The sequence below is a fragment of the Pseudomonas sp. PICF6 genome, from assembly GCF_009831705.1.
Lineage (GTDB): Bacteria > Pseudomonadota > Gammaproteobacteria > Pseudomonadales > Pseudomonadaceae > Aquipseudomonas > Aquipseudomonas rhizophila.
This window is the reverse complement of the sequence record NZ_WUUD01000026.1, coordinates 212,724-222,048: the sequence shown is the minus strand read 5'-3', so window position 1 is coordinate 222,048 and position 9,325 is coordinate 212,724. Positions and strand designations below refer to the sequence as shown.

Sequence of the window (9,325 nt, the reverse complement as noted above, 5' to 3'; positions counted from 1 at the left end):
AATGCCGGAGTGAGGGCATGCCGAGCCTAGGCGAGGCACCGAGTGGTGGGGCAAGAGCGTTTTGGTTACTTTTGCGCTCTTCAAAAGTGACCCGCCGTAAGGGCGGAACCATAAGTAGCCGTTACCGCAGAAACGGATATATACCCAGCCAACAAAACCCTGGCCGGCTGTCAGGCCGCCATCGCGAGCAGGCTCGCTCCCACAGTTGGATCCGGGTACAACCATGAGAGACAGGCCGGCTGTCAGGCCGCCTCGTCACCAAGCTCACCCCCAAGCCAAAGCCGAACCCTACAACCGCCCCGCCGGCGCATACGGCGCAGGATCAATCACCGGCTCACGCCCCAACATCACATCAACAAACAACCGACACGACGCCGGAGCCAACACCAACCCATTGCGATAATGCCCACAGTTCAACCACAACCCCGAAAACCCCGGCACCTCACCAATATAGGGAATGCCCTCCGGCGATCCAGGCCGCAACCCGGCCCAATGCCCGACCACCTCGGCGTCCGCCAGCGCAGGAATCAGCTGCTGCGCCGACGCCTTCAAACTATCGAGCGCAACATCGGTCGGGGTCTTGTCGAAGCCTTCGCGCTCCAGCGTACTGCCCACCAGAATATGCCCGTCGCGACGCGGAATCGCATAACGGCCCTTGGCCAGGACCATGCTCGATAGAAAATCCGACGCACATTTGTACAGAATCATCTGGCCCTTGACCGGCTCGACCGGCAACTTCAGCCCCAGAGTCTTGAGCAATTCACCGCTCCAGGCGCCCGCCGCCAGGACCACCTGATCGCCAAGGATCGGCCCCTCGGAGCTGTTAACCCCCACAATACGCCCACCGTCGCGGATGAACCCGCCGACCTCGCATTGCTCATGCAGCGTGACATTGGGTAGCGCCAGCAACGCAGCCTTGAGGGACTTCACCAACCGGGGATTGCGCACATTGGCCACATCGGCCATGTGGATCGCCCGGGAGAAACCCGCGCCCAGTACTGGCACCGCGTCATGGACAGCCGAGATTTCCACAGCCCGCAACGGGCGCCCTTCCCGCTCGGCCCAGGCCAGTGCTTCGGCCTGATCGTCCAGGTCCAGCCAATACAGACCGGTGACATGCACCTGCGGATCAACCCCCGTGGCCGCGAACAGACGCTGGGCCAGCTGTGGATAAAAGTCCTGCGACCAGTGGGCCAGTGCGGTGACCGCCGGGCTGTAGCGCCAGGGGTACAGCGGCGAAACAATACCGCCGCCGGCCCAGGACGATTCCTGGCCGACACTGGAGCGGTCCAGCAGCACCACGCGCTGCCCTTCGGACGCGAGATTGAACGCCGTCAGCAGGCCAATGACTCCGCCGCCGACAATCACCACTTGCTGTTGCCTGGTCATGTTCTATTTCAACTCACAAGACAAAGGGCGCAGGACAGCGCCCGAAAAAATAAACTCAGCGACCCCAGCAATCCTTGGCAGTCAGCCCGGCAGCAGCGTTGATGATGCTTCGCGCGCCCGTGTTGTTGATGGTGAAATCACCGCACTTGTCGGTGGCCATGGACGAGGCGCTGTTGCGCACGGCAGTCAGGGTGAAACTCTGATCCATGAGCGTCTGGGTAATGGTGTAGAAATCATTACCGCTGCTCAGCCCGGTCGCGTTGGTGTAGACATTGTTCTTGGAGTAATGGCGCTCAAGAATCTGCGCCTGCTCCGATAGCAGCCCGGCGATTTCGGCCCTTCGGCCCTTTTTCATGTATTCGGTCAGGCTCGGATAGCCGACGGTGATCACGATACCGATGATGGCGATCACGATCATGATTTCGATCAAGGTGAAACCCCGGTTGGATCTGCGCATACCTTATCTCTCATTGTATTTGCCGCCACATGATGCGGCGGCTGCCGCCGACGGATTTTCCCAGCAGGTCGGTGATGCCGCCACCGGAGTCGTTCACGATCATGTTGGTGGCCCCGTTGGCACTGACGACAGCGCTCAAGGTCGGGATCCCGCCCGTGAAAATCACTCCGCTGGAGACCGTGTCGAGGCTGTTGAGCATGCCGTCACCGTTGGTGTCGAGCACCGCGTAGTTGAGCATCTTACCGTTGAACGCATCCACCTCGATCAGTTTGCCAGTACCAAAGCTGGCGCAGGGATCGGTGGTGTCCACCGCGGCCGTGGTGAAAACCACGCGCCCGAGCACCAGACTGGCCGGGTTGATCACCCGTTCCCCAGTCAATGCGTTGTTGTACACCAAGGGCAGATACCAGCCATTTTTTGCAGGATACGTGACGTCGGTCTGGCTGGTCGTCACGAATTGCCCGGTGCTGCCTGAGAACACCCCGGTGATCGACTGGGCTTGCAGGCTCGAAACCGGGATTTGTCCGGTACCGCCGACGGCGTCCCAGATCGAATAGAACCCCTGCAGATCCTTATTGAGCTTGTCCACCGCTTCGTTGAATTTGCCCGTGCCGAAAAAAACCTGGGTCCCGCCTTGAGGGTTTTCCGCCAGCAACGGCTGGACGGTGATGGGCTGGGTTGCACCACCGGGCGCGGTGAACAACGGCTGCCCGGCAAACGCAACGCCCCAGGCGGTGGGGGAAGTGCCGCTGAGGTCGAATTTCCACATCCGCCCTTTCAAATCGCCACCGTACGCGGCCTGCACCACGTTCTGGGAATTGACCCGAAGCTTGACCGACGACAGGCCGTTACCCGTCTCGCTGTTATTGACCGTGATTTTCCTGATCAGCGAACCATCTCGGATATCCACCACGTACAGCGCCGCTACGCCGGTGTTGCTGCCATAGCCATTGGCGATGAACGCGGCCCAGCGACCATCGGCCAGGCGCGCGACTTCGGGACGCGCATAGGCGTAGCCCAGGTCATTGAAGGCGTTGGCCGTATTGGCGACGGTCGGTGCGCTTATTTCCCACAACGCCCGGAGCGCATTGCCTGCCGCTGCGTCGAACAATTGCACCGCATAGAACGCTTTGCCCCCGGCTCCAGTCCCGCCCAGGGCAACGGTCTTCCAAGCATTGCCCAATTGCGCATCGAATACGCCGATCTGCCCATCCACCAGGAACTTGTGACTCACGCCGTTGATGTAATTGGTGTCAGCGATGTCCCGCAACGAGGGCAGGACGCTCGAGGGCATATAAGCGTAACGCCGCGTGCCGTTTGCGCTGTTGATGACGCTGAAGAAACCATCGTTGGCATTCACCACGAGATTGGCGTTCATGTTCGCCGCCTTGGTTGCCAGGTAAGTGCTGTAGCTGGTGTCGTTCAGCAGGTCCGAGGCGGTCTGGTCGTTCGGCGAGGCCAGGAGCAGTGGCGAGTTGATAATGTCCCCCAGCAACGCGCTGCGCACCTTCAGCCCGGTTTTATTGACACCTTTGCTCCATTCCACCAGATCGCTGCCGGTGATCCCCGTGGGCAGGCCCTGGCTGAGGCTGGTTTGCTGGGCCGGTGAAAAGTTGCCGTAGGCCAGGGTTACCGGCGTGTTGGTCGCGGTGTTCCAGGACTGATAGGTCGGTGCCGTGGCACCCGGCACGATGCTGGTGTTGGTGGTCCATTGCACGGCCGCCGTATCGACCGTCCCCGCCGAGGTAAAACCGAATGCGCGGATGGTGCCTCGCCAGTCCTTGGGGTCATAGGTGGTCTGGTAATAGCTGGAGGTGGTGGACAACGTTGCACCGTTGGTGGTGCCGCCGCCCCCCGATCCGGCCTTGGAGGTGATGTCACTCAAGGCCGATGACAAGGCCGAGTTCAGGCCTTCGCTGTCGGACGCTGGATAATATTTACCCGCGCCGTAGCGAGCGGCGTCGGACAGCATCGTATTGGTGACGGCAAAACCCACGGTGTAGGTATTGAGGTACTGCCGGGGAAAATCCGTGGCATTCCAGCTCTGGCCAGTGACGTCGGTGCCGGTGGAACGCATGTCGATGTCGAAAGCGAACTTGGCGATATCGTCCAGATAAAGCGTATCGCCCTCAGCGTCACCGTTGCGGTCAGCACCATCGTTGGTACTGATGCCATCCCAGTTCGGCAGACGGGATCCGCCTAACGGATCGTTGGTGGGAAAGGTACGGTCGTAGGTGGGCAAGCCGTCGGTGATCACCACACCGAAATTCTTCTGGCACCGGTACTGGATCGGGCTGGTGTAGGTGCTGGGGCTATTGTTGTGGTACGGCGCCATGCCCCTGAAATAACGGGTGACCTCGTAATAGCTCTCGGCCAATGGCGTATTGGCGACCGCGCCCAGACCGTTGATGGCGTTGATCAGGGCACTGTAGTTGGCGTTGGCCTGGGTCTGGGTCACGCTGCCGCTGACGGGTGACAGATCGCTGACGACACGGGCGATGTAGCCCCCCGGGCCGGAGTTGCTGAAGTTGGGAGGATTGAAGGTGGCAAGCCCGATGCGCAAGGCACGGTTGTTGGCGACCAAGTCGTTGGAGACATCCCGTGCCACGTTGATTCGATAATCCCTGGGGATTGAGCCATTGGTGTAGTCCCGGTTCGAGCCGTTGGCCAGGGTTACCAGATACGCCAGGTACTTGGCGGTGTAGCGTGTATCGCCCCCACCCACCGGGTCTGGCAGCCGCAGACAGATCCGACCAAGGCCGGGCCGGTAGAAACCGTACCAGCCAGACGAGCAACCGCCCCGCAACAGGCTCATTAACAGAATGTTCGAGTCATCCAGATCCAGTTCATACCTATCGTTGCAATTGCTACTGGCGCTGCATGCATAAGTGCGCGTTTGCGTCACCGTCGGATCAAACCCCGACGCCCAAATGATGTTGTTCATACTCCCCGAGTCATCGATCAGCAGCATCACGTTGGGCGTGACTGCGGCGGCACTCAGCAACGGCGAATCCGAAGGCGTGAAAGCATAGGCCGGTGCAGCCAGGTACAGGCTGAGCAGCACACCCCACAACGCCTGCTTCCAATCGCGACGCACCTTAATATTTCGCATAGATGCTCTCCACGACGCTGCGCTGGTTATTTCCCACCACGGCCACCGCCGTGATCCGGTACAGCGTCGCCGACGTATTGATCGGCACGTTGACCGCCGTCAGCGTGGTGCCCAGATTCTGCACGCCATAGAACCCGCCAGGGACGGCGATCCAGGTCACCCCCGACGATGAATTGCGCCCGGCCGTCGTGAGGGTTGCCGATTCAGCCGGCGGCGCACACTGGGTCGCGGTGGTACACACCGGCAGGGAGTAGGCCTCGGCCTGTACCGCGCTTTCACCGACCCGCAGCGCTGCCTCGGCCAACTGGAAGGACTGGTTGCGTAGCATGACGCTACTGGTCATTTTTTCCTGAAGGGTGGCGCTCTGCATCGACGACAGGCCGATCAGCGTCAGGAGCAGCAGGAAAACCAGGCTGACCAGCAATGCCATACCGCGCTGGCGATGCTTGATGGGCGTTGAATTCATCAGTCGCCCTCACAGAAGCCGGTTGCGCAAAGCGGCAACCACGTTGAAGGTCTGCTCACGCACGTTGTTCTTCGGATCAAAGAGCGTGAGGGTCAGGCGCACGCTGCGGATCAGGGCCGGATTGCTCGGGTTGCGGCTGTAGCTCGATGCCGCGATGTCTGTCGCGCTGCTGGCCACCCCAAATGTCACATCGAATGCCCGGACGTTATCCACCAGCACCGCCTGGGTCGGGTTGCCAGCCCCGGTGCCCATCAACAACTGGTTATTGCTGAAACTGTAGACCAGCCGCCGTATCGGAAACGCCATTTGCCCGGCCGCCGGTATCCGCGCCCCGGTATAGGCGGTCGCCGTGTTGCGACAATCCGAGATCACGGTCCAGGTCGGCACGCCGCCGCTGTTGCCGACATCCGTCGTCACCAGGGTCAGCTTCAGATTGGCATTGTCCCAGCTGATCGGCGTGACCTTGCTGGCATTGAAATCCCCCGCCGAGGACGCGTCGAGGACGGTCTCCAGGCAACCGAACATGCCCACCATACGAAGCTCCTGGACCATCTTGCTCAGAGCGAACCGCGCATCCTCCTGCATCACCGCCGCCGCACCCTGGCTGACGTAGGTGTTTTTGGCGGCGATGAAAATCTGCACCACACCCAGCACGACAATCAGGCTGAGCACCAAAGCGATCATCAGCTCAATCAGGCCGAATCCCCGGCAATGCCTGTTCATGGCGTCGCCCCGGGTGGGTCGACGGCGACGCGACTGGTCAGCACGAAACTGCGGCGAGCCTCGGCGGCGTTGGTCGTGTTGGCGGCCCGGGCGTCGTCCCAAGAGATGGTAATGGTGTAGACCCGCTGGTGCAGCGCAACAGTGCCGGTGGCCGTGGCGCCGCCGAAGCTGACGATGTTGGTCTTGAAATCGTAGAGATCCTGGTCCCGGGCTACGTTGAGATTGGGTGAACTGGGCGGCGTAACCGTGTAATCGGCGCCGGAGTTGGCACGAATGCGGTCGAGCATGTCGTAGGCGATGAAGCTGGCCTGGCTGGTCATGCGCGAGCTGTCGGTATATTTGAGGGCATTGAGCTGAACCATCGCCGCTCCCAGCAAGCCCACGCCAAGAATCAGCACCGCCACCAGCACCTCGATCAGTGTCATGCCATCCTGTGCCTGTTTACTGCAACCCTTCATCCGCAACTTCCACCCAATACGATTCGTCCATTGAGGCAAACACTCAGTGTCCTGCTCTGCGCCCCCCTTACATAATTGAAAGTCACCGGCGTGGCCGGTGCCGACAACCCGCCGAGGTTGTTGAAATCAATGCTGGTCACGTCTGAGGTTAGCGTCAGAGTCGCGCCGCCGCTCATCGCTGGAACAACCCGCAATACATTGGGCTCAGCGCCAGTACTGTCATACACCGTCAGCTCGCTGCTCCATACGCTGCCCTGGACCGTGGGGCGAATCCGTGTGGTGACACCACGGTCGATCGCCGTCATCCGGGCGAAGTTCAGTGCCCGGCGCAGGTCGTCAATATCGGTATCGGCCTTGGTGCCCTGCACCGAACCGGTAAGGGCCGGTACCGCCAGGGTGATCAGGAGCAGCAGCACGCCAAGGGCGACCAGCACCTCAATCAGCGTGAAACCTTTTGTACGAAGATCCATCGATGCCCTCCGTCGCCATTGGCTATACCTGCTTCTACACGCTAGAACAAACGACTGCCTGTGGCGAGGGAGCTTGCTCCCTCTCTACAACAAGCTCTCCAGGGAGGAGACGTCATGTATCAACAGGGCTTTAGCCTGATCGAACTGCTCATGGGACTGGCGATTGCCGCGATTGTTCTGCCGTGGGCCGGTTCCGGATACAAAGCCCTGGTGGAATCCACTAACCGCGACGACGCCGCACGGCTGCTGGCCAGCGGTCTGCGCAGCGCCCGCAGCGAAGCAATCACGCGCAATCGGACAGTGACGATTCAAGGAATAGACAACGATTGGAGCCTGGGCTGGCAAATCATGCTGGACGGCGATGACCAGCCACTGCTGACGCAGCACAGCCGCCATGCTCGAATCATTGGCAACGGGCCGGTAAAACACTCGGTGAGATTCGCAAGCCAGGGGGAGCCGCTCCTGCCCAGCGGCGCATTTCAGGCGGGAACGTTACACGTTTGTGCACACCATAAGCCGGTCAGTCACCACCAGGTGGTCCTGTCGCGCAGCGGCCGCGTCAGCCTGCGCAGCGAGAAAACCGAGCAGGCCTTGTGCGAAATGGACTCAAAGCAAGGAGCGCACGCGTAGTTCCTTGGGCATGGAGAAGGTGACGTTCTCCTCGCGACCGGACAATTCATCGGCACCGGTTGCCCCCCAGGCCTGCAGTTGCTGGATCACGCCGCGCACCAACACTTCCGGCGCTGAAGCACCGGCGGTAATGCCGATACGCTCGACGCCGTCAAACCAGCTGCGCTGCATGTCTTCAGCGCCGTCGATCAGGTACGCCGGAGTGGACATGCGCTCGGCCAGCTCACGCAGGCGATTGGAGTTGGAGCTGTTCGGGCTACCGACTACCAGCACGACATCACACTCGTCGGCCAGTTGCTTGACCGCATCCTGACGATTCTGGGTGGCGTAGCAGATGTCATCCTTGCGTGGCCCACCGATGGCCGGGAAGCGCGCACGCAGGGCGTCGATCACTCGACTGGTATCGTCCATGGACAGGGTGGTCTGGGTGACAAACGCCAGCTTTTCCGGGTTACGCACCTGAAGGGCGGCGACGTCCTCTTCATCCTCGACCAGGTAGATCGCGCCACCATTGCTGGCGTCGTACTGGCCCATGGTGCCTTCGACTTCCGGATGGCCCTCGTGGCCGATCAGAATGCACTCACGACCGTCACGGCTGTAACGGGCCACTTCGATATGGACCTTGGTCACCAAGGGGCAGGTCGCGTCGAATACCTTCAGGCCACGGCCGGCGGCTTCGGTACGCACTGCCTGGGAAACCCCGTGGGCACTGAAGATCACGATGACGTCGTCTGGCACCTGGTCCAGTTCCTCGACGAAGATCGCCCCGCGGCTACGCAGGTCTTCGACGACAAATTTGTTGTGGACCACTTCATGGCGCACATAGATGGGCGGCCCGAAGACTTCCAGGGCGCGGTTGACGATTTCGATCGCCCGGTCCACGCCGGCGCAGAAGCCACGGGGGTTGGCGAGTTTGATTTGCATGCTGTGCCTCGTGTCTGTGGGAGCGAGCCTGCTCGCGATGCGGCAGAACAGTCAACTCGATGGTGGCTGTGATTCAGCCATCGCGAGCAGGCTCGCTCCCACAGGTATGGTGGGGGCGGTAACTGCCGTTAAATCTCAACTGCCTTGACGTCGATGATTTCCACTTCGAAGTTCAAGGTCTTGCCCGCCAACGGATGGTTGAAGTCCACGGTCACCTGGGCGTCGTCGAACGCCTTCACCACGCCCGGCAGTTCGGTATTGGCCGCATCGTTGAAGATCACCAGCAACCCTTCGGACAGTTCCATGTCCTGGAACTGGGAGCGTGGCATGGTCTGCACGTTTTGCGGGTTGGGCTGACCAAAGGCGTTTTCCGGTGGAACCACCACGGTGCGCTTGTCACCGGCCTTGAAACCGAAGATCGCCGCCTCGAAGCCCGGCAGCAGGTTGCCGTCGCCAACCTTGAACACGGCCGGAGCCTTGTCAAAGGTGCTGTCGACGGTGTCGCCGTTTTCCAGGTGCAGGGCGAAGTGAAGCTTCACTTCAGTGTTTTGAGCGATACGCTGCTCAGTCATGGACGGCTTCTCCGGGTTTCTTGCTCTTGAACATGTCCAGGGCGAGCATTACGGCGCCCACGGTGATGGCGCTGTCGGCAAAGTTGAACGCCGGGAAGTACCAGCGGTTCTGCCAATGCACCAG

11 protein-coding genes are annotated in these 9,325 nt (G+C 60.9%); 1 reads left to right on the top strand and 10 read right to left on the bottom strand.

All coding sequences use genetic code 11. From position 1 onward, the window contains the following. Positions 1 to 288: 288 nt before the first annotated feature. Genes thiO through GSM73_RS17510 form a run of 7 tightly spaced genes read right to left on the bottom strand, consistent with a single transcriptional unit; the run spans position 289 to position 7,075 of the window. Positions 289 to 1,389 (bottom strand): glycine oxidase ThiO, encoded by a 1,101-nt coding sequence (gene thiO, locus GSM73_RS17540; protein WP_047230179.1) that lies wholly within the window; start codon positions 1,387 to 1,389, stop codon positions 289 to 291. 55 nt (positions 1,390 to 1,444) lie between these two features. After that, positions 1,445 to 1,846: a type IV pilin protein gene (locus GSM73_RS17535; protein WP_076386375.1), complete on the bottom strand. Its 402-nt coding sequence runs from the start codon at positions 1,844 to 1,846 to the stop codon at positions 1,445 to 1,447. 10 nt (positions 1,847 to 1,856) lie between these two features. After that, positions 1,857 to 4,958: a pilus assembly protein gene (locus GSM73_RS17530; protein WP_160893360.1), complete on the bottom strand. Its 3,102-nt coding sequence runs from the start codon at positions 4,956 to 4,958 to the stop codon at positions 1,857 to 1,859. Continuing rightward, entirely contained in the window at positions 4,945 to 5,424 is a 480-nt protein-coding gene (locus GSM73_RS17525) for a PilX N-terminal domain-containing pilus assembly protein (protein ID WP_076386379.1), read from the bottom strand. Before GSM73_RS17525 ends, GSM73_RS17530 begins: the two co-directional genes overlap by 14 nt. Before the next feature lie 9 nt (positions 5,425 to 5,433). Continuing rightward, the gene (locus tag GSM73_RS17520; protein ID WP_160893358.1) at positions 5,434 to 6,147 is read right to left on the bottom strand and encodes a PilW family protein; all 714 of its coding nucleotides are present in this window, start codon (positions 6,145 to 6,147) and stop codon (positions 5,434 to 5,436) included. Then, positions 6,144 to 6,605, bottom strand: a complete 462-nt coding sequence (gene pilV, locus GSM73_RS17515) for a type IV pilus modification protein PilV (RefSeq protein WP_047230174.1) — start codon at positions 6,603 to 6,605, stop codon at positions 6,144 to 6,146. Before pilV ends, GSM73_RS17520 begins: the two co-directional genes overlap by 4 nt. Beyond that, the gene (locus GSM73_RS17510) at positions 6,602 to 7,075 is read right to left on the bottom strand and encodes a GspH/FimT family protein (protein ID WP_160893356.1); all 474 of its coding nucleotides are present in this window, start codon (positions 7,073 to 7,075) and stop codon (positions 6,602 to 6,604) included. The genes pilV and GSM73_RS17510 overlap by 4 nt, the downstream gene beginning before the upstream one ends. Before the next feature lie 114 nt (positions 7,076 to 7,189). Between GSM73_RS17510 and GSM73_RS17505 the strand changes: the two genes are divergently transcribed. Continuing rightward, on the top strand, positions 7,190 to 7,705 hold the full coding sequence (locus GSM73_RS17505; protein ID WP_160893354.1) for a GspH/FimT family pseudopilin: 516 nt from the start codon (positions 7,190 to 7,192) through the stop codon (positions 7,703 to 7,705). On the opposite strand, the gene ispH is transcribed toward GSM73_RS17505, so the two are convergent. From ispH to GSM73_RS17490, 3 genes are all read right to left on the bottom strand, one after another. After that, positions 7,682 to 8,629, bottom strand: a complete 948-nt coding sequence (ispH, locus tag GSM73_RS17500; RefSeq protein ID WP_047230171.1) for a 4-hydroxy-3-methylbut-2-enyl diphosphate reductase — start codon at positions 8,627 to 8,629, stop codon at positions 7,682 to 7,684. The two genes, GSM73_RS17505 and ispH, sit on opposite strands and share 24 nt — an antisense overlap. Positions 8,630 to 8,757: 128 nt before the next feature. Next, the gene (gene fkpB / locus GSM73_RS17495; RefSeq protein WP_047230170.1) at positions 8,758 to 9,201 is read right to left on the bottom strand and encodes an FKBP-type peptidyl-prolyl cis-trans isomerase; all 444 of its coding nucleotides are present in this window, start codon (positions 9,199 to 9,201) and stop codon (positions 8,758 to 8,760) included. After that, a partial coding sequence (locus tag GSM73_RS17490) for a signal peptidase II (protein WP_178129679.1) occupies positions 9,194 to 9,325 on the bottom strand: 132 nt, incomplete at its 5' end. The genes fkpB and GSM73_RS17490, both read right to left, overlap by 8 nt.

Coding starts and splice junctions, on each gene's coding strand:
- fkpB (WP_047230170.1), bottom strand. CDS start 9,201: ATGACTGAGCAGCGTATCGCTCAAAACACTGAAGTGAAGCTTCACTTC.
- thiO (WP_047230179.1), bottom strand. CDS start 1,389: ATGACCAGGCAACAGCAAGTGGTGATTGTCGGCGGCGGAGTCATTGGC.
- GSM73_RS17525 (WP_076386379.1), bottom strand. CDS start 5,424: ATGAATTCAACGCCCATCAAGCATCGCCAGCGCGGTATGGCATTGCTG.
- GSM73_RS17520 (WP_160893358.1), bottom strand. CDS start 6,147: ATGAACAGGCATTGCCGGGGATTCGGCCTGATTGAGCTGATGATCGCT.
- ispH (WP_047230171.1), bottom strand. CDS start 8,629: ATGCAAATCAAACTCGCCAACCCCCGTGGCTTCTGCGCCGGCGTGGAC.
- GSM73_RS17510 (WP_160893356.1), bottom strand. CDS start 7,075: ATGGATCTTCGTACAAAAGGTTTCACGCTGATTGAGGTGCTGGTCGCC.
- pilV (WP_047230174.1), bottom strand. CDS start 6,605: ATGAAGGGTTGCAGTAAACAGGCACAGGATGGCATGACACTGATCGAG.
- GSM73_RS17535 (WP_076386375.1), bottom strand. CDS start 1,846: ATGCGCAGATCCAACCGGGGTTTCACCTTGATCGAAATCATGATCGTG.
- GSM73_RS17530 (WP_160893360.1), bottom strand. CDS start 4,958: ATGCGAAATATTAAGGTGCGTCGCGATTGGAAGCAGGCGTTGTGGGGT.
- GSM73_RS17505 (WP_160893354.1), top strand. CDS start 7,190: ATGTATCAACAGGGCTTTAGCCTGATCGAACTGCTCATGGGACTGGCG.